Source organism: Roseovarius sp. THAF27, from assembly GCF_009363655.1.
In the GTDB taxonomy this organism is placed as follows: domain Bacteria; phylum Pseudomonadota; class Alphaproteobacteria; order Rhodobacterales; family Rhodobacteraceae; genus Roseovarius.
Genome location: NZ_CP045393.1, coordinates 1,504,557 through 1,521,868, shown reverse-complemented (window position 1 = coordinate 1,521,868; position 17,312 = coordinate 1,504,557). Strand labels below are relative to the sequence as shown.

Sequence of the window (17,312 nt, the reverse complement as noted above, 5' to 3'; positions counted from 1 at the left end):
TAAAAGAGGACCAAATGACGGATATCGATCTTAACGCCTTGTCGCTCCCCGAGCTGAAGCAGTTGCAAGAGAATGTTGCGAAGGCCATCGTGAGTTTCGAGGCCCGTCGCAAGGCCGAAGCCCGCGCCAAGGTGGACGACTTGGCCCGCGAACTCGGTTTCAGTTTCGACGAGCTTGCGGAAGCCGCTCCCACCCGGAAACGCGCAGCATCTGCGCCGAAGTACCGCCATCTGGAAAACGCCGAAATCACCTGGTCTGGCCGCGGACGCAAACCGGCATGGGTTGCGGAGGCCCTAGCTTCGGGAAAATCGCTAGACGATTTTGCGATTTGATCGGGGAGACCTGCCTTGTACAAGCCCGCGAATGCCGTCCGCCTGCATGTCTCTCTGGCGGAGATTGACCCGCCGATCTGGCGGCGACTTGTCGTGCCGTCGGACTGGACGCTCGACAGGCTGCATCTGGTGCTGCAGGTCGCGTTCAGCTGGACCGACAGCCATCTGCATGAGTTCCGGATCGGCGGGTTGCGCTATGGTGACCCCGATCAGCTCGAGGATGGATTCGGGGGCCCGCAGACCTTCGACTACACCGGGGTCAGGCTGGCGAATTTCACCGGCCAGGATCTGACCTTCACCTACCTCTACGACATTGGGGATGACTGGACCCATGTGATCCGGATCGAGGAGTGGCTATCCCTCGATCCCCTGCCCCGCCACGCAGAATGCACCGAAGGTGCCCGTGCCCGGCCGCCCGAGGACGTCGGCGGCCCCTGGTCCTATGCCGATTTCCTCGACACCATCCGCGATCCGAACCATAAGGACCACAGCTCCAACCTTCGCTGTGCCGGCGGGCATTTCGATCCGGACTGGTTCGACATCGACCTCATCAACAAGGATCTGCGCAACACCTTCCGCAAGAATACCAGCCGACGCCTGCATCAGCCCAAGCCAAAGCCTTCTGGTCGGTGAGCACAGAGGGCTCGGCTGTCCGTCGTCAGATGATTTGGAACACGTTGGCCCGACGGTCAGCGGAGGCTCTGGCTCTTTCATGGTTTAGGCTACGCGGCGGAAGCCCTCGATCATTGGCGTCTCCACAGTGCCGGGGGCAATCGCATTCACCGTCACGCCCTTGCTCGCGAATTCCAGAGCGAGGCTGCGGGTCAGGCTGACCACCCCGCCCTTCGCCGCCGAATAGTTTGACTGGCCATAGCCGCCCAGCCAAGCGCGGGACGAGATATTGACAATCCATCCCGCCCCCTGCCGATCATCACTGGCGCGACGGCACGGCAGGTCAGGAATTGCGACTCGAGGTTTGTGTCGATGACGTCGTCCCAGTCCGCCTCGTTCACGGCGGTGATCTTCTTGTCGCGGACGATGCCCGCGTCATTCACCAGAACGTCGATGGAGCGGAGGGTCCGGTGAACTTCGACCACGGCAGCCGATACCTCGGCGACCGCGGTCACGTTCACTTTCATCGGCAGGATCCGCGCATTCTGAAAGTCGGCTTTGAGCCTGGCCTGCGCCTCCCCCAGAGCCTCCTGATTCAGGTCGAAGATGGCGACGGCGCACCCGGAGGCCGCCAGCGCCTCGGCGATGCCGAGGCCAATGCCCCGCGCGCCGCCTGTCACGATAGCTGTCCTCATCGGATAAGACTCCCAGCAGATGGACGGAGGATGCCGCGTGGTCCACGCCTGCAATGCCGCCGCCTGTGCACTGCTTCAGCCCGATCTTCGCGCCTTCGACCTGACGGTCGGCGGCACGACCCTGCAGCTGCCATGTGATCTCGACCATCTGCGCGACGCCTGTTGCCCCAAGCGGATGCCCCTTGGCTAGCAGTCCGCCGCTTGGGTTTGCCGGAACCCTGCCGCCAAGCGCCGTGTCACCACGGCGCAGCAGACCGGCGCCTTCGGCGGGCGGGGCCAGTTGCAGGGCTTCGTAGTAGAGCATTTCGGCGATGGTGAATGCGTCGTGCAGTTCCACGACATCAACGTCCGCAGGCGGAACGCTGGCCTCCTCATAGGCCTTGCGAGCAGTGCGGGCGGCGATTTCCGCATCGAGAATATCCTCGCAGCCCAGTTCCTGATGACCGGATTGGAAGGCGGAGCCGAGGATGCGAATAGCCTTCTGCCTGCCCTTCGGCTGCTTCGTCGTAAGCACCTCGGCGGCCGCACCATCGACCATCGACGGGCAGCATTGCAGCAGGGTCAGCGGTTTGGCCACGGGGGCGCGAGGTCAGGACCTCCTCCAACGTGACTTCCTTGCGCTGTTGCGCATAGGGGTTGCATATGAGGCGGATAGCAGGTTCACGAAACCGAAATACCCTGCTGCCGGAGTGAGCAAATGTAATTCTGCACCTGGACGCGCGAGCAGGCCTCGGTAAAAAGCGCTCGCTTGAAGCGGCTCCAGTACATGCAGTGTCCGATCATTGCCTGGGTCTCCAACTCCAAAGCGTTTTGTCAGGCCTCACCAGAGTGTCATCGACCGGGAAGTGATCGTTCGAAAGCACCGGCGCCATTTGCGATGCCCCGGAATTACGGCCAGGATCTTGCCCGACATGTCCGTTGCAGGCAGCCGGTCGCGGTTTTTCGTTAACACCGTGGGAATGCGCAGTCTCAAGAGCCATTGGGACAACAGGTTCTGGTCGATCTTTGCCTTGAACGCCGGTCGGATCGGATCGAGTAGAAGATCTGCAGAAGGCTGGCCGGATCAGCCGTCACGGCGCGATGGAAGGGCGGCGTTTATTACCGCAGAGACGGTCGAACTCGTCATTCGGCGGGCCCAGAGCATCGTTGATAGACCGCCGACTTCTTCAGGTGTTGCATCGTTCAGACAAGCGCCGCCACGACCGCATCCCCCATTTGAGTTGTTCCAACGAGTTCGCCTTCCAGAGTGAATATGTCTTGGGTTCGCAATCCAGAGTCCAGCACTCTGTCGACAGCTTGCTCAATCCTTGTTGCTTCTTCTTCCAACCTGAAGGACATCCGCAACATCATCGCCGCCGAGAGGATTGCTGCAATAGGATTGGCGACATTTCGTCCCGCAATTTCAGGAGCGGTCGCGTGAACCGTTGCAGCTGCATCGGACAGGATGTCCCCGAAGAGGTTTTCAGTCACCATGACATCGAACTGTTTGGGGTCGCGCAACAATTCCATCGCCGCAGCGTCCACATGAAGATGGGACAGTGCAACGTCCGGATACTCCCTGGAAACCTGGGAAACCACATCGCGCCAGAGCACCATGGTCTCAAGAACGTTTGCTTTGTCGACTGACGTCAACTTCCCGGTGCGCCGTCTCGCCAACTCGAATCCTGCCCGCGCGATCCGTTCGACCTTCGACTCGGAGTTAGTCAGCGTATTCGTTCCCGCCCGTTCGCCGCCTGGCAAAGCCGAAATTCCTCGCGGAAGCCCGAAATACAGGCCCGAACTGGTCTCGCGGACGACAACAAGATCAAGGTCACGGACAATCTCAGGTTTGAGAGTCAAAGCGCCGATCAGAGCCCATTCCGCTCGTCAAGTTGGGCGATTGTCGTTCTTGTATTGAGTAGCAAAACGCATCTTGGCCCCGACCGAGCTTTCTGCCGGGATAGAGCGAGGAAATGTATCGACTTGCGATCTGAGCACTGTGGGCCTACCCGGAAATGTCCCGGAAAATGGTGCAGGAACTGGCGGCCACCTCGCGCCCGCGGGCATGGGCCTGGCGGGATCCGTGGGCATGAAACAGTCTCCTCGGGCCGGACGCCAGCATGGGCCAGCCCGTAGGATTTTTCATATTGTTTCCCGAGCCAAGCGCCACCCATCGCCCGGCGTGTCCACCTTCAGAACGTTCGGCTGAGCGACACTTTCAGGGTCCGGCCCGGCGCCTTGCGGTTGGGCGAAGACAGGTGCCCCACGTAATCCGCATCGAAGGCATTCTCGATCCCGAAACGCACTTCGCTGCCCTCCAGCCAACGCGTACCGGGTGTCCAGGTGGCGCGTAGGTTATGCACGGTCGTATCCCCCAGATCCGCGCCAAGCGCGTCAAAGCGGTCGGCGGCGTGAATGACCTCCCAGCTGAGATCGAGGTAATCGCCAACCCGTTGACCCACCGTCAGCTGCACCCGGTCTGCCGCAGAGTTGCGCCATGTCCGCGAGGTGCCGTCGGGATTGTACTCGTGCCCCTCGCCCAGATGCCCGGCGAAGTCGACGTAGAAACCCCGGGCGGTCCCGTAGGACGCCTCAAGCTCGACCCCCTCGGTCGTGACACCGTCCAGATCACCTCCCATGGCGCCGGCCACTGTATAGGTCGTGATGTCCCACAGCTTCGTCTGGTACAGGTTCCCGCGCAGCGTGAACGAGTCGCCTTCCCGGAAGATGTCGGTTCCGGTGTAGGCGGCCCCGATCTCGAACGTGTGCGATTTCTCGGTCGTGGCCAGGCGGCGCTGCGCGGTGGCGGTGTCACCCAGATCGTCGATCGGCGGCAGCCCCTCGGTATAGGCCGCGCTGCCGAACACCGAAACGCCGTTGCCGAAATCATAAGCCACGGCCAAGCCGCCCATCAGCGCGTCACTTGAATAGCTGCGAGGCGCGCTCCCGAGCGCCCCCGAGCTTTTGATCCGCGATGTCTCGTATCGGATCGCGGGGGTCACGGTCGTCTGGCCGATGGTCATCTCGTTCACCACGAAGGCGGCGAAACGGTCGTCCGTCCCGCCCGGCGCGCTATTGGCATCAAGGCGCTTCTTGTGAATGCCCTCGATCCCCGCCAGCATGTCATGCTCGATCGTGCCGGTCGTGAACATCGCCCGGTTCGACAGGGTCAGCTTGGTCGTCTGGTAGCGGTTGTCGGCACAGATCACGCCAAAGAAAGGGTTGGCGCAGAACACGGCCACCGGCTGTCCGCCTTGAAGGGGCGAGCTTCCGTCGATGTAGGTATTGTCGATCTTCTGGTCCGCATAGGACAGGTTCGCGCGCAGGTCGACAAGGTCGTTGGCGGGATTGAACCGGTACTCGACGGTCGTCTGTTTCGTGTCGGTCAGCCGGTCGACCCGGCCGAAACTGCCGGGCGTCGTCTGGAACTGGTCATAGGGCACATCCTTGTCGTCCGCCTCTGTCCGCGAATGGCTGAACGTCAGCGAATGCGCATCATCCTGCCCGAATGTGAATCTGGCCTTGGCCAGGAACGACGGCGTCTCGAACGAACTGTTGCCGATCTTGGTGCCGTCCCCGGCCTCCAGCGTGCCTTGGTCGCGCCAGGTATAGTTCAGCAGGAACTCCGCTCCCTTCGCCGGCATCCACGCGAGGTTGGTCGAGCTCACGAACCCGTTGCCATTGGTGCTGAATTCCAGCGTCTGCGATCCGCCAAAGCCCAATTCCCCGCCCGTAAAGTCGGAGGCGTCCTTGGTTTCCAGCCGGACGACGCCGCCGACGATCCCCGAGCCGTAGGCAAAGCTGCCGATCGTGCCGCGCAGCACTTCGGCCTCTTTGTACAGGAACGGATCGGTGAAGAGCTGCGTGCCGATGCGGTAAAGCTCTTCCGACCCGACCGACGCGCCGTCGATCTGCACCGCGATCTTCTGATCCGATCCGTAGGTCGTGTTCGCGCCGAAGCCCCGGATGTTTATCCCCGACCCCTGCGGCGTGGTGCCGTTGACCAGCGTGACGCCGGGCACGGAATCGATCAGCTGCGCGACCGTGCTCGCCTGCCGGTCCTTGATCTCCTCTTCGTCGATGACGGTCCGCGACAACGCCGTGCCAAAACTGAGATCCCGTTTTCCGGGTGTCAGGATCAGCGTTCCTAGGAACCCCGGCTCCTCCTGCGCGGTGGCCGTTCCGGCCAGTGACAGACAGATCAGCGCGGTCGTGCCGCGCAACATCATGGTGAGCATGCGCTCGCTCCTTTTGCAAAAGTAGAACCGTTGCTTGCAAAAGGCTGGCGCGGCGTTTTCGCGATTTTTGATGATCCCCATCGCGACGGGTTGCAGCGCTAAACCAATCCGACTAAAACAGTCAAGTAAATTCACGAGCCACGCACCGTTGGAAGACCGGGCGCAGCCATCGGACCTGCACGCTTACCGAAGGATGCCCCATGAGCAACCGCACCTCCCCAACCCCAGAAGACATCCGCGCCCACCGGGCGGATAACCCCAAGCTACGCGCCCGCGACGCGGCACAGGCGCTGGCGATTTCCGAGGCAGAACTGGTGGCCGCCGAGGTGGGCCGGGGCGTGACGCGGATCGCGGCGCATCCCGACCGGGTGATTCCCGCCGCCGAACAGCTGGGCGAGGTCATGGCCCTGACCCGCGTCGAGGCCTGCGTGCACGAAAAGGTCGGTGAGTACGGCAATTATCATCCCGGCGATCATGCCGCGATGACCCTGACCGAGAATATCGACCTGCGGATCTTTCAATCGCACTGGGTACACGGATTCGCGGTCGAAACCGAGACAGAGACGGGACCACGCCGGTCGATCCAGATCTTCGATGCGGCGGGTGACGCCATCCACAAGATCCACCTGCGCGAGTCCTCGCGGCACGATGCCTGGGCCGGGCTGGTTGCGGACCTCGCCGTCGAGGATCAGTCCGACACGCAGGCGGTCGCAGCCCGCCAGCCCACCGAAGCGCCGAAGTCGCGCCTCGACAAGCGCGATATCCTGCGCGACGAGTGGGCCCGTCTGACCGACACGCACCAGTTTCTGCGCCTGTGTTCCAAGCTGAAGATGAATCGCCTCGGCGCTTACCGCATCGCTGGCGCACCCTTCGTGCGCAGGCTTGATCCCAAGGCGGTGGACGACATGCTGCACGCCGTGCGCGATGCCGGGATCGAGATCATGCTGTTCGTCGGCAACCGCGGCTGCATCCAGATCCATTCCGGGCCGATCGCCACGTTGCACCCGATGGGGCCGTGGCAGAACGTGATGGATCCCGGCTTCAACCTGCACCTGCGGCGCGACAAGGTGGCGGAACTCTGGGCTGTCGAAAAGCCCACGCAACGGGGTCCCGCCGTCTCGGTCGAAGCCTTCGATGCGGATGGCGGCCTGATCTTCCAGTGTTTCGGCGTCGGCAAGGAAGGGCGCGATTCCCGCCCGGCCTGGGGCGAAATCGTCTCGAAGCTGAATTCGGCCGAAGAGGTGGCGGCATGACCTGCAAATCGGGTGCAAGGGCGGCATTCCTCGCGATCGGCATCTCGATGGTGGGTGCCGTCGCGGCCTTCTCTGTCAGCGGACAGCAGGCAAAGACCTCTGAAAACCCGCATGCCACGGTCCTGTCCATTGGCGGCTCCGTCACCGAAATCGTCGCGGCGCTTGGACAGGAACACAGGCTGAAGGCGCGCGATACGACGTCGACCTATCCGCCGTCCGTCGAAAGCCTACCTGACGTGGGCTATATGCGGGCGTTGTCGCCCGAGGGCATCCTGTCGGTCGGTCCGTCGCTCATCCTGTCCGAGGAAGGGGCCGGGCCGCCAGAGGCCCTTGACGTGATCCGCGCGGCAGACGTGACATTCGTCGAGGTTCCCGACGCGCTGACCACCGAAGGCATCCTGCGCAAGATCTCGGTAGTGGGCGATGCGCTCGACGTACCGGACCGGGCGGGCGCCCTGGCCGCCAAGGTCAAGGCCGAGATGCAGGCTGCAATATTGGATGCCGCGCGTCCCGAGGGGGACAAGAAGCGCGTCCTCTTCGTCCTGTCCACCCAAGGCGGCAAGATCAACGCGTCCGGCACCGGCACCGCGGCGGACGCCATCATCCGCATGGCGGGCGGGCTGAACGCGATCTCCGCGTTCGAAGGCTACAAGCAGATCACGGACGAGGCCGTGGGCCAGGCCGCACCGGACGTGATCGTGATGATGAACCGGACCGGCGACCATGCCATCACCGATGACGCGCTCTTCGACATGCCCGCGATCCGCCTGACCCCGGCGGCCCGAGAGCGCGCGGTCGTGCGGATGGACGGGCTTTTGATGCTTGGGTTCGGCCCTCGCACCGCGGAAGGTATCCGCCACCTGAACGCCGCGCTTTACGAACAGGGCATCTAGGCGATGGCGGCGATCACCGATGTGCATAGCCGTCCGCGCGACCGGGTGGCACGCGCTTACAGGCTGCATTGGCTTCTGTTGGGGATGCTGCTGCTTGCCTGTCTTGCCGGCCTTCAGGTCGGCGCCACGGATGTGCGCCTGTCCGATGTCTCGGCCCGGATACTCCAAGGCCAGCCCCTCAGCCAGATGGAACGCGTGGTCCTGTGGGACATCCGTTTGCCGCGCCTTGTCATGGGCGTGCTGGTCGGCGCGGCGCTTGCCGTCTCGGGGGCGGTCATGCAGGGGCTGTTTCGCAATCCCCTGGCGGATCCGGGCATCGTGGGTGTCAGCGCCGGGGCCGGGCTGGGCGCGATCCTGGCGATCGTGCTGGGCGCGCAGGCACCGGCCTGGCTGGCAGGCGCGGTCGGCGCTCACGCGGTGCCACTCGCAGCCTTTCTCGGCGGTTGGGGATCGACCCTTCTGCTTTACCGTGTCGCCACGCGTCGCGGACACACCTCCGTCGCCACGATGCTGCTGGCCGGCATCGCGCTCGGGGCCCTGGCCGCCGCGCTTTCGGGGGTGCTTGTCTACATGGCCGATGACCAGCAACTGCGCGACCTCACGTTCTGGGGGCTCGGATCGCTTGCCGGGGCCAACTGGGCCAAGGTGCTGGCAGCAGGTCCCATGATCCTTCTTGCGACAGGCGCGTCCCTGACTCTCGCCCGTGGTCTCAACGGCCTGGCCCTGGGTGAGGCCACAGCCGCGCATATCGGCATACAGGTGCAGCGCGTGAAATTCCTGGCCATCCTCGCGGTCGCCGCAGCGACAGGGGCCGCCGTATCGGTATCGGGCGGGATCGGCTTTGTAGGCATCGTCGTGCCGCACCTGCTACGCTTGGCGTCGGGACCGGATCACCGCGCGCTGCTTCTGAACGCGGCGCTGCTCGGCGCGATCCTGCTGGTCTTTGCCGACGTAATCGCGCGGGTCGTCATCGCTCCCGCGGAATTGCCCATCGGCATCGTCACCGCCGTCCTTGGCGCGCCCGTATTCCTGTGGATCCTTCTCAAGCGACGGGGGCTCGTGGACCTGTGAGTCTCGTCGCAACGGACATTCATGTCTCTTACGGACGCCGCCGCGCGGTGCGCGGTGTCACCCTCGACGCCGCTCCGGGCGAGGTCACGGCGATCGTCGGGCCCAACGGCTCGGGCAAATCAACGTTGCTCGGTGCGATGACGGCCGCGTCCGCCTATCGCGGCACGGTCAGCCTCAACGGTCGGGACATCGCGGGGATGAAACCGTGGGAATTGGCCGCGCAGCGTGCCGTGCTTCCGCAAGCGTCACGGCTTGCCTTTCCCTTCACCGTGATCGAGGTGGTACGCCTCGGGCAGCAGGCCGGCACCGCCGGACAACACGCCGAGGTCGCCCTGGCGGCGCTGACGCGCGTCGGTCTGGCGGACTATGCCGACCGGACGTTCCAGGAACTCTCGGGCGGCGAAGCGCAGCGCGTGATGCTGGCCCGCGTACTGGCCCAGGTCTGGACCCCGGTCGAGAACGGCCAGCCGCGCTGGCTCTTGCTGGACGAACCTGTCAGCAGCCTTGATATCGCGCACCAGTTGCAGGTCATGGAAATCGCCCGGGATTTTGCCAGGGCGGGCGGTGGCGTCATCGCGGTCATGCACGATCTGAACCTCACCGCGCTCTACGCCCACCGGGTTGCCGTGCTTTCCGAGGGGCGGCGGCTGGCCTTCGGCACGCCTGCCGGGGTCTTGACCGACAGCATCCTGTCGCAGGCCTATGGCTGCAGCTTGAGGGTTTCCGCTCCTCCCCCGTCGGGAGTGCCCTATATTCTGCCGCACGCGGCCTCTGCCTGAAAGGATCGTCCATGCGCCTCGCCACGCTTCTTCTGTGTTTCGCGGCACCCGCGCTGTCCCAGCCGGCCGCCGATATAGTCATCCTCGGCGAAGTCCACGACAACCCGGACGCGCATCTCGGCCAGGCCGCGGTGCTGGAAGAGCTGCAACCGACCGCCGTCGTGTTCGAGATGCTGACCGCCGAAGAGGCAGACAAGGCCGACGCGGACCGGACCCGGATCGAGGCCGCCTGGGAGGCCAGCGGATGGCCCGACTATCCGATCTACGCGCCGCTCTTCGATCCATTGGACGAGGCCCGGATCATCGGGGCGGCAGCGCCGCGTGACAGCGTCAAGACCGTCTATAGCGACGGCGCCGCCACCGTGTTCGGCCCTGACGCCACGCTTTACGGTCTGGACGCCCCGTTGGCGCAAGAGGAACAGGCGACGCGCGAAGCGATGCAGTTCGCGGCCCATTGCGAGGCCATGCCGCTGGACATGATGGGTGGCATGGTCGCCGTGCAACGCTACCGCGACGCAGTCTTCGCCCGCGCCGCGCTTGAGGCGCTGGAGGCATATGGTCCCCCTGTCGCCGTGATCGCCGGCAACGGTCACGCAAGAACCGACTGGGGCATTCCCGCGATGATCGCGCGCGCCGCGCCTCAGGTCACAACCCACGCCATCGGTTTCGTCGAGTCGCAAACCGATATACCGTTTGACGAGACCCGGATCGTTCCGCCAGCCGACCGGGACGATCCTTGCGCGACACTGAACAATCAATGAGGCTTTCGATGTACCTTGCCATGAACCGTTTCACCGTCCCCGAGGAAAACGCCGCCGCGTTCGAAGAGCTTTGGCTGACCCGCGAAAGCAGGCTGAAGGACATGGCCGGCTTCGTGTCGTTTCACATGCTCAGGGGGCCGCAGGAGGAGGGCCGCGTCCTCTATGCGTCGCACACCGTCTGGGAAAGCGAAGAGCATTTCCGCGCCTGGACCACCAGCGCCGAATTCCGTGCCTCCCACGCGCGCGCCGGCGAAAGCCGCAAGCTGCATGAGGGTACACCGAAATTCGAGGGCTTCAGCGCGATCCAGAAGATCGACGCCGACGCACCCGCATGACACCCCGCGTCACCCGCACCGCGCCGGTCTTCCGCAGCTTCGACGAAGGCAAGGCGCGGTCGTTCTACGTGGACTGGCTGGGATTCGAATGGACCGGCGAGGTGCGCATCTTCCCCGACGCGCCGCTCTATGCCTTCCTGCGCCTGGGGGATTTCCACCTTCATCTCAGCGAACATCACGGCGATGCCACGCCCGGCTCGACCGTGATGGTTCATGTCGACAACCTGCGCGACTGGCACGCCACCCTGCCGCCCTACCCCAACATGCGGCCCAAACCCCAGCTTTTGCCCTGGGGCCTCCAGATGGAGGTGATCGACCCCTTCGGCAACCGCCTGCGCTTTCTGGATCAGGCCGCCGGTCGCTGAATGTCCCAGGCAAGCCCGCGGCGCAGCCCGAGATTTCTTGACTGAAACAATCGGAATATTGTACGCATGACACAAACCCGAGTCGAATAGTCGGGAAATTTCGCGCAGCGATCGTCACCCGTGGTCCGGCCACCGCGAATGGCAGCCCGCATGTCATTGGAAGGAAACATGAATGATGCTCCCCGACCTTGACGTTCACGCCACGGCCCGGGCCGCAGAACAGCTTGGCCGTCGCACAGCGTCAAGCCACGCGGTGAGGCCGTGATGAGTCGGACCAGCACCGTCCCCGAGCCGCGTCAGATCGTGGACCACGACGAAGGCGCCGTCTACGACGCCCGCGACCTGATCGTGAACGGGGTAAAGGCCAATATCGTCCTCGACGGCCAGACCTACACCTTGCGCATCACCCGCGCGGGCAATCTGATCCTGACGAAGTGAGACCCGCCGCCCCGACCACCTGAACCCCATGCCAGACAGTGCTTAAACCATCTTCCAGCGAGGCCCAATGTCAAAAGTCCCAAGTCCCTGTATCGACGTCTGCAAGTTCAAGCGTGACGGCCATTGCATCGGCTGCTCGATGACCAAGGCGCAGAAATCCGCCTTCAAGCAACTGAAGAAGGACAAGCAGCGCGAGGCTTTCGTGGAACTGGTCGTCGCGCAGCAGACCGTCATGGGCCGCTACAAACACTGGGATCAGGCCTACGCGAAGAAGTGCAAGAAAAAGAAAGTGTCCCTGACCGTTCTCGACGGCGGAAAAGCGGCCTGATGCGGCGCAGGTCACACCTGCGCCGATAGCAATTCGAACCCGAGAGACAAACCAAGAGGCTCTTGAATGACATCTGCCCTGCAATGCCGCCACGGATCCGAAAGCGGCTTTGAAACCCAAGCGCTGGCCGGGCCAGGCCCGCTGATCGACCACCTGCGGCACGTCGCTCGCGATGCGCGCTGCAAGAGCTACGTCGATCTTTTCGGGGCCTGCGCCACGCTGTCTGTCAATGGGCATGTGGCCAGATACGCGGCCTCGGAGATCCTCGTGCGCTGCTTGTCCCAGGCTCTGGGCCGGCGCCCGATCCTCTTTCGCGACGGCGAATGTGAAACCTCCTTCGACGAGGACTGGCTGATGTCGCTGGCCCGCAGTATCAAGTCGAACGACCAGGCAAGCACGACGTTCCTGCTGCATTCTCGCGTCCCCAAGCACGCCCACCGCAACCTCGTCTTTCTTCTGGGGACTGTCGCTGACAATTTCGCTCGGATTTAGAAAGATTCTAAATTGGCTTGCCGATCGGGTCATTGAGACCTAACTAGGTTGTGCAAGCCAGCCATTTGCCAGCCAGCACCTTTCCCGGACACCAAATCAGGAGGCACGAATGACCCAGACGGCCCAATCCCTTTCGACCGACGCCAACGCCCAGATCGCCGAGGCACTCAACCAGTGCGTCGCGGAAACCGCCGTCGCGACGATGCTGGCGCAGAATTTCCACTGGAACGTGACCGGCATGGCCTTTGGCCCTCTGCACCAGTTGTTCCAGACAATGTACGAAGATCACTTCGTCGCCCAGGACGACCTGGCCGAACGCATCAAGGCGTTGGACGGGCACGCCGAGGGGATGCTGGCCGGCATGCTGAAGCGCTCGAAAGTGCCCGAGGCCGAGGGGGTCCCCACCGCCGAAGAAATGATCCGCCTTTTGAAGGAAGCGCAGGAAACCCTGGCCGAAACCGTAGCCGGCGCCGGCGAACTTGCCGCCAAGCATGGCGACACGCTGACCGAGGACCTGTGCATCGCACGCGGGCAGACGCACGAGAAATTCGCCTGGATGCTTCGCGCGCACCTCAAGTAAGCGTCGATACCCGATGATCCGGGCGATCTGACCCCAGACACCATTTTGGATGGCGGGCTTGCGCCATCCAAGTCTTTCAGGGTCGACACAAGACCTCAGTTTGCACGCAATACAGTCTGTCTTGGCGTTTCGATCCGATGGTCCGGGCACATGTCCGAGCAGCCCCTCAATTTCCGAGTTTTTAAATCAGGAATTGAGGTATCCGACTATTTTTGTAAGAGTCCCGGCATCAACCGATTCTTACGGCTCAACGCCGCGATCGCTCATCTGACCGAATTGAGGGACTCCAATGCCACGTTTACTTCTCGCCGCAAGCGCGATCACACTGGGTTGTGCCGGCACTGCCCAGGCTCAAAGCGCACCCGAGGTGCTCGAAACCTACGCCGATATCGCACATGCCAACTACTCGGACAGCCTGACCACGGCAGAGGCGCTTGAAGCGGCCGTGGACGCACTGATCGAAGCCCCGTCCGCCGAAACGATGCACGCCGCCCGCCAGGCATGGCTCGAGGCGCGCGTGCCCTACCAACAGACAGAGGTCTTCCGGTTCGGCAATCCCATCGTCGACGACTGGGAAGGCAAAGTGAACGCCTGGCCGCTGGACGAGGGACTGATCGACTATGTCGACGGTGCCTATGGCGGACCGACCGATGCCAACCAGTTGGCCGCGCTCAATGTCATCGCCAACCCGACCTTCACCCTGTCGGGCCAGGAGATCGACGCATCGGACATCACGCCCGCCCTGCTGCAAGACCAGTTGCACGAGGCCGACGGCATCGAAGCCAACGTGGCGACCGGATATCACGCCATCGAGTTCCTACTCTGGGGCCAGGATCTGAACGGCCATGACGACGGCGCCGGCAACCGTCCGTGGACCGACTATGCCCAGGGCGATGACTGCACCGGCGGAAATTGCGACCGTCGGGCCGACTATCTCACGGCCGCGACCGAACTTCTGGTGTCGGACCTTGAATGGATGGTGTCTCAATGGGTCGATGGCGGCGCCGCCCGCGAAAACCTGACGCAAGATCCCATGGCAGGGCTTTCGGCGATCCTGACCGGCATGGGCAGCCTCAGCTATGGCGAGACCGCGGGCGAACGTATGCGCCTGGGCCTGATGCTGAACGATCCCGAAGAAGAGCATTCGTGCTTCTCGGACAACACCCACAATGACCATTTCTACGACGGCGTCGGCATCCGCAACGTCTATCTGGGCGAATACGTGCGCACCGATGGCACGCTGGTCTCCGGTCCTTCCCTGTCGGACCTCGTGGCGCAGGATCATCCCGAGCTTGACCGCGAAATGCGCACCCGCCTCTCCGACGCCGTCCTTGCCCTTGGCCGGATCAAGTCCGCGGCCGAGGCAGGGTTTGCCTATGACGAAATGCTGGCACGCGGCAACGCGGGCGGCGAGGCACTCATCATGGGCGGCGTCGAAGGTCTGATCGAACAGACCCGGTCAATCGAGCGCGTGGTCAGCGCGCTCGAGCTTGGCGGAATCGAGATCGAAGGCTCCGACAGCCTCGATGATCCGTCCGCTGTCTTTCAATAACGCCTGCGGGCGTCATGGGGGTGCGCCCGGCGGCGCGCCCCTTTCCCTTGATGAACGACCCCCGATGACATTCAAGCCTTCCCTTTTGCTGGCATTCGCAGCGGCATCTGTCCTTCCCGCCGTCCCCCTCGCCCAGGAAACGGCCGCGTCCGCATGGGCCAATTTGCAGGACATACATCTCGACGTCATTTCCCGCACCGAGGATGAACGCCGCCGGGTCGCCGCTGTCACCGCGCCTCCAAAGGACTTCTCCGCACCCTGGACCTTTGAGGAAAACTCCGGTGGAGCGCAGACCGTTCGCGCCCGGCAGACGCCCGACGCCTTTTCCCAGCCCGCCGACAACCTGACATTCGAACAGGAGCTCGATTTCCGCGTCGGCAACGGTCTCTTCCGGCGGCTCTGGGTGTCTCCCCCGGCATCGACGATCGCGTCGGACGGCCTCGGCCCGCTCTACAATGCCCGCTCCTGCCAGCGCTGCCATCTGAAAGACGGGCGCGGCCATCCTCCCGAAGGCCCCGGGGACAGCGCGGTTTCCATGTTCCTGCGCGTCTCGGTGCCCGCATCAGCCCCGCAGGACATCGAACGTTTCATAGCCGGGACCCACGCCACCAGCCCCGAGCCGACCTATGGCAGCCAGTTGCAGGATTTCAGCCTGCCCGGCCACGCCCCGGAATACCGACTTCAGGTCACCTACGAAGAGATCGAGATCCCGCTCTCGGGCGGCGAGACGGTCACCCTGCGACAGCCCAGCTATGACGCGGTTGATCTGGGCTACGGTCCGCTGGCCGAGGACGCCATGCTCAGCCCGCGGGTCGCACCGCAGATGATCGGCATGGGCCTGCTGGAGGCAATCCCCACCGCCGACATCCTCAGCCGCGCCGATCCGGACGACAGCGACGGGGACGGCATTTCAGGACGACCCCAGGTGGTCTGGTCCGACGTCCATGATCAACCCATGCTGGGCCGTTTCGGGCTCAAGGCCGGCAATCCGACCGTGCTCGAGCAGAGCGCCAGCGCCTTCGCCGGCGATATCGGCATTTCGAACCCGATCCATCGCGCTGGCGCGGGTGAGTGCACCGATGCGCAGACCGACTGCACCGCCGCCCGGCACGGCGGCGACCCCGAACAGGGCGGGCTCGAGATCGACCAGACCGGGCTCGACCTCGTTGCCTTCTACAGCCGGACGCTGGGCGTTCCGGCACGGCGCGACGTGGACGACCCAAAGGTTCTGCGCGGGCGCAAGGTTTTTTTCGATGCGGGATGCGCATCCTGCCACCAGCCCAATTTCGTCACGCATCGTCTGGACGGCGAAAACCCGGCCAGTTTTCAGTTGATCTGGCCCTACACGGACTTGCTTTTGCATGATATGGGTCCCGGGCTGGCCGATGATCGTCCCGAAGGCCGCGCCGATGGCCAGGAATGGCGCACCGCGCCGCTCTGGGGGATCGGCCTGACCGAGACTGTTTCCGGCCGCAGCACGTTCCTGCATGACGGGCGGGCACGGTCGCTGCTGGAAGCCGTTCTGTGGCATGACGGCGAGGCGCGCGCCGCCCGTGACAAGGTGGCGGAAATGCCGCCCCGGGATCGCGCGGCCCTGATCCGCTTTCTGGAGAGCCTATGAAATACCTGTCCGCCCTGATCCTCAGCTTCGGTCTTGTGGCCGCACCGGCCCATGCCGGGGTTGATGACGCCCTCGAACAGCACATCCTGCCGGGACTGGAACGATTTACCGAGGCGTCGGAGCAACTCGTCGAAACGGCCGAAAACGATTGCCGGGCGGATGCATTGCGTCCCGTTTTCCAGGACACGTTCGACGCGTGGATGCCGATTTCGGATCTCCGCATCGGGCCGTCCGAAACGGGCGCCCTGTCGGTCGGGTTCTGGCCCGATCCACGCGGCTTCACCCAGCGCGCCCTCAATGGTCTGATCGCCGACGAGGATCCGGTCGCGCACGACCCGGACGCCTATGCCGATGTCTCGATCGCGGCACGCGGATTGTTCGCGCTGGACATGCTGCTCTACGATCCGGACTTCTCGGACTACGCCGCACAGAGCTACACATGCGCCCTCGTGACCACGATCTCCGCCGATCTCGGCAGGCAGGCCGAGGCGCTTCAGTCCGCCTGGGAAACGGAGTTTGCCCCGGTACTGCGCACGGCAGGAGAGGCCGGCAACACGACCTACATGACCGACGCCGAGGCGAAGCGGGCGATCTTCACCCAAGTCCTGTCATCGTTGGAGTTCACGTCCGGAAAACGACTGAGTCTGCCAATGGGCGATTTCGACCGGCCGCGCCCCGCGCAGGCTGAGGCGCGGCGCTCGGGGCGGTCCCTGCGCAACGTTCGGCTTGCGGTTGGCGGTGCCGTCGATCTTGCCCGCGCCCTGGCCGACCGGGATCTGCCCCGCACCGAAGACGCCCATGCGCATTTCAGAAAAATCGCGGATCGCATCGAAGACCCCGCCTTGGGCGATGTCGCGACACCGCAGGGCCGGCTGCGGGTCGAGGTGCTTCAGCAGGCCGTGAAAGCGCTGCACGACACCATTGCAAGCGAGGTCGGTGAACCGCTGGGCATCGCGCCCGGCTTCAATGCCCACGACGGAGACTGACC

At 63.9% G+C, this 17,312-nt stretch carries 20 protein-coding genes and 2 pseudogenes; 18 read left to right on the top strand and 4 right to left on the bottom strand.

Annotation, left to right across the window (positions count from 1 at the left end; all coding sequences use genetic code 11):
• Positions 1 to 14: 14 nt before the first annotated feature.
• Both FIU89_RS07620 and FIU89_RS07615 read left to right on the top strand, forming a co-directional pair.
• Entirely contained in the window at positions 15 to 332 is a 318-nt protein-coding gene (locus FIU89_RS07620) for an H-NS family nucleoid-associated regulatory protein (protein ID WP_152492042.1), read from the top strand.
• A 15-nt stretch (positions 333 to 347) separates the two neighbouring features.
• Entirely contained in the window at positions 348 to 965 is a 618-nt protein-coding gene (locus FIU89_RS07615) for a plasmid pRiA4b ORF-3 family protein (RefSeq protein WP_152492041.1), read from the top strand.
• 84 nt (positions 966 to 1,049) lie between these two features.
• On the opposite strand, the pseudogene FIU89_RS22455 reads toward FIU89_RS07615, so the two are convergent.
• Positions 1,050 to 1,639 (bottom strand): annotated as a pseudogene (locus FIU89_RS22455) (SDR family oxidoreductase).
• A gap of 19 nt (positions 1,640 to 1,658) precedes the next feature.
• Between FIU89_RS22455 and FIU89_RS22450 the strand changes: the two are divergent.
• Positions 1,659 to 1,829: a hypothetical protein gene (locus tag FIU89_RS22450; protein ID WP_216647097.1), complete on the top strand. Its 171-nt coding sequence runs from the start codon at positions 1,659 to 1,661 to the stop codon at positions 1,827 to 1,829.
• On the opposite strand, the pseudogene FIU89_RS22915 reads toward FIU89_RS22450, so the two are convergent.
• Positions 1,776 to 1,976, bottom strand: a pseudogene (locus FIU89_RS22915) (hypothetical protein); the annotation flags it as partial. The gene FIU89_RS22450 and the pseudogene FIU89_RS22915 overlap by 54 nt on opposite strands.
• On the opposite strand from FIU89_RS22915, the gene FIU89_RS22445 reads away from it, so the two are divergent.
• On the top strand, positions 1,920 to 2,249 hold the full coding sequence (locus tag FIU89_RS22445) for a hypothetical protein (RefSeq protein WP_216647096.1): 330 nt from the start codon (positions 1,920 to 1,922) through the stop codon (positions 2,247 to 2,249). The pseudogene FIU89_RS22915 and the gene FIU89_RS22445 overlap by 57 nt on opposite strands.
• 572 nt (positions 2,250 to 2,821) lie before the next feature.
• Here the strand turns inward: FIU89_RS22445 and FIU89_RS07595 are convergent.
• Together FIU89_RS07595 and FIU89_RS07590 are read right to left on the bottom strand one after the other, a co-directional pair.
• The gene (locus FIU89_RS07595) at positions 2,822 to 3,478 is read right to left on the bottom strand and encodes an isocitrate/isopropylmalate family dehydrogenase (protein ID WP_216647060.1); all 657 of its coding nucleotides are present in this window, start codon (positions 3,476 to 3,478) and stop codon (positions 2,822 to 2,824) included.
• A 332-nt stretch (positions 3,479 to 3,810) separates the two neighbouring features.
• Complete coding sequence (locus tag FIU89_RS07590; protein WP_152492038.1) at positions 3,811 to 5,856, bottom strand: TonB-dependent receptor; 2,046 nt, start codon at positions 5,854 to 5,856, stop codon at positions 3,811 to 3,813.
• A gap of 200 nt (positions 5,857 to 6,056) precedes the next feature.
• Here FIU89_RS07590 and FIU89_RS07585 point away from each other — a divergent pair, with 200 nt between their 5' ends.
• From FIU89_RS07585 to FIU89_RS07520, 14 genes are all read left to right on the top strand, one after another.
• Positions 6,057 to 7,109 carry a hemin-degrading factor gene (locus FIU89_RS07585; protein WP_152492037.1) on the top strand — a complete coding sequence of 351 codons (1,053 nt, stop codon included), beginning with the start codon at positions 6,057 to 6,059 and terminating at the stop codon, positions 7,107 to 7,109.
• Positions 7,106 to 8,002 (top strand): hemin ABC transporter substrate-binding protein, encoded by an 897-nt coding sequence (locus FIU89_RS07580; protein ID WP_254701822.1) that lies wholly within the window; start codon positions 7,106 to 7,108, stop codon positions 8,000 to 8,002. Before FIU89_RS07585 ends, FIU89_RS07580 begins: the two co-directional genes overlap by 4 nt.
• 3 nt (positions 8,003 to 8,005) lie before the next feature.
• A complete protein-coding gene (locus FIU89_RS07575; protein ID WP_152492036.1) occupies positions 8,006 to 9,073 on the top strand; it encodes an iron ABC transporter permease in 1,068 nt (355 codons plus the stop codon).
• A gap of 47 nt (positions 9,074 to 9,120) precedes the next feature.
• Positions 9,121 to 9,852, top strand: coding sequence for a heme ABC transporter ATP-binding protein (locus FIU89_RS07570; protein WP_254701821.1), 732 nt, complete (start codon positions 9,121 to 9,123; stop codon positions 9,850 to 9,852).
• Between the two features lie 11 nt (positions 9,853 to 9,863).
• On the top strand, positions 9,864 to 10,613 hold the full coding sequence (locus tag FIU89_RS07565; RefSeq protein WP_152492034.1) for a ChaN family lipoprotein: 750 nt from the start codon (positions 9,864 to 9,866) through the stop codon (positions 10,611 to 10,613).
• An 8-nt stretch (positions 10,614 to 10,621) separates the two neighbouring features.
• Positions 10,622 to 10,948 carry an antibiotic biosynthesis monooxygenase gene (locus FIU89_RS07560; protein ID WP_152494438.1) on the top strand — a complete coding sequence of 109 codons (327 nt, stop codon included), beginning with the start codon at positions 10,622 to 10,624 and terminating at the stop codon, positions 10,946 to 10,948.
• A complete protein-coding gene (locus tag FIU89_RS07555) occupies positions 10,945 to 11,313 on the top strand; it encodes a glyoxalase superfamily protein (RefSeq protein WP_152492033.1) in 369 nt (122 codons plus the stop codon). The genes FIU89_RS07560 and FIU89_RS07555 overlap by 4 nt, the downstream gene beginning before the upstream one ends.
• Before the next feature lie 264 nt (positions 11,314 to 11,577).
• On the top strand, positions 11,578 to 11,751 hold the full coding sequence (hemP, locus tag FIU89_RS07550) for a hemin uptake protein HemP (RefSeq protein ID WP_152492032.1): 174 nt from the start codon (positions 11,578 to 11,580) through the stop codon (positions 11,749 to 11,751).
• 67 nt (positions 11,752 to 11,818) lie between these two features.
• Complete coding sequence (locus tag FIU89_RS07545; protein ID WP_152492031.1) at positions 11,819 to 12,079, top strand: DUF1289 domain-containing protein; 261 nt, start codon at positions 11,819 to 11,821, stop codon at positions 12,077 to 12,079.
• Between the two features lie 66 nt (positions 12,080 to 12,145).
• Positions 12,146 to 12,571 (top strand): hypothetical protein, encoded by a 426-nt coding sequence (locus FIU89_RS07540; protein ID WP_152492030.1) that lies wholly within the window; start codon positions 12,146 to 12,148, stop codon positions 12,569 to 12,571.
• Positions 12,572 to 12,680: 109 nt separating this feature from the next.
• Positions 12,681 to 13,151 (top strand): Dps family protein, encoded by a 471-nt coding sequence (locus FIU89_RS07535; RefSeq protein ID WP_152492029.1) that lies wholly within the window; start codon positions 12,681 to 12,683, stop codon positions 13,149 to 13,151.
• Positions 13,152 to 13,440: 289 nt separating this feature from the next.
• Positions 13,441 to 14,703, top strand: coding sequence for an imelysin family protein (locus FIU89_RS07530; RefSeq protein WP_152492028.1), 1,263 nt, complete (start codon positions 13,441 to 13,443; stop codon positions 14,701 to 14,703).
• A gap of 64 nt (positions 14,704 to 14,767) precedes the next feature.
• Positions 14,768 to 16,324: a di-heme oxidoredictase family protein gene (locus FIU89_RS07525; protein WP_152492027.1), complete on the top strand. Its 1,557-nt coding sequence runs from the start codon at positions 14,768 to 14,770 to the stop codon at positions 16,322 to 16,324.
• Positions 16,321 to 17,310 (top strand): imelysin family protein, encoded by a 990-nt coding sequence (locus tag FIU89_RS07520; protein ID WP_152492026.1) that lies wholly within the window; start codon positions 16,321 to 16,323, stop codon positions 17,308 to 17,310. The genes FIU89_RS07525 and FIU89_RS07520 overlap by 4 nt, the downstream gene beginning before the upstream one ends.
• Positions 17,311 to 17,312: the final 2 nt, after the last annotated feature.

Excerpts from the sequence above, each read along its gene's own strand:
- FIU89_RS07620 (WP_152492042.1), top strand. The coding sequence starts at position 15 with ATGACGGATATCGATCTTAACGCCTTGTCGCTCCCCGAGCTGAAGCAG.
- FIU89_RS22450 (WP_216647097.1), top strand. The coding sequence starts at position 1,659 with ATGGACGGAGGATGCCGCGTGGTCCACGCCTGCAATGCCGCCGCCTGT.
- FIU89_RS07590 (WP_152492038.1), bottom strand. The coding sequence starts at position 5,856 with ATGCTCACCATGATGTTGCGCGGCACGACCGCGCTGATCTGTCTGTCA.
- FIU89_RS07585 (WP_152492037.1), top strand. The coding sequence starts at position 6,057 with ATGAGCAACCGCACCTCCCCAACCCCAGAAGACATCCGCGCCCACCGG.
- FIU89_RS07580 (WP_254701822.1), top strand. The coding sequence starts at position 7,106 with ATGACCTGCAAATCGGGTGCAAGGGCGGCATTCCTCGCGATCGGCATC.
- FIU89_RS07575 (WP_152492036.1), top strand. The coding sequence starts at position 8,006 with ATGGCGGCGATCACCGATGTGCATAGCCGTCCGCGCGACCGGGTGGCA.
- FIU89_RS07565 (WP_152492034.1), top strand. The coding sequence starts at position 9,864 with ATGCGCCTCGCCACGCTTCTTCTGTGTTTCGCGGCACCCGCGCTGTCC.
- FIU89_RS07560 (WP_152494438.1), top strand. The coding sequence starts at position 10,622 with ATGTACCTTGCCATGAACCGTTTCACCGTCCCCGAGGAAAACGCCGCC.
- FIU89_RS07555 (WP_152492033.1), top strand. The coding sequence starts at position 10,945 with ATGACACCCCGCGTCACCCGCACCGCGCCGGTCTTCCGCAGCTTCGAC.
- hemP (WP_152492032.1), top strand. The coding sequence starts at position 11,578 with ATGAGTCGGACCAGCACCGTCCCCGAGCCGCGTCAGATCGTGGACCAC.
- FIU89_RS07545 (WP_152492031.1), top strand. The coding sequence starts at position 11,819 with ATGTCAAAAGTCCCAAGTCCCTGTATCGACGTCTGCAAGTTCAAGCGT.
- FIU89_RS07540 (WP_152492030.1), top strand. The coding sequence starts at position 12,146 with ATGACATCTGCCCTGCAATGCCGCCACGGATCCGAAAGCGGCTTTGAA.
- FIU89_RS07535 (WP_152492029.1), top strand. The coding sequence starts at position 12,681 with ATGACCCAGACGGCCCAATCCCTTTCGACCGACGCCAACGCCCAGATC.
- FIU89_RS07530 (WP_152492028.1), top strand. The coding sequence starts at position 13,441 with ATGCCACGTTTACTTCTCGCCGCAAGCGCGATCACACTGGGTTGTGCC.
- FIU89_RS07525 (WP_152492027.1), top strand. The coding sequence starts at position 14,768 with ATGACATTCAAGCCTTCCCTTTTGCTGGCATTCGCAGCGGCATCTGTC.
- FIU89_RS07520 (WP_152492026.1), top strand. The coding sequence starts at position 16,321 with ATGAAATACCTGTCCGCCCTGATCCTCAGCTTCGGTCTTGTGGCCGCA.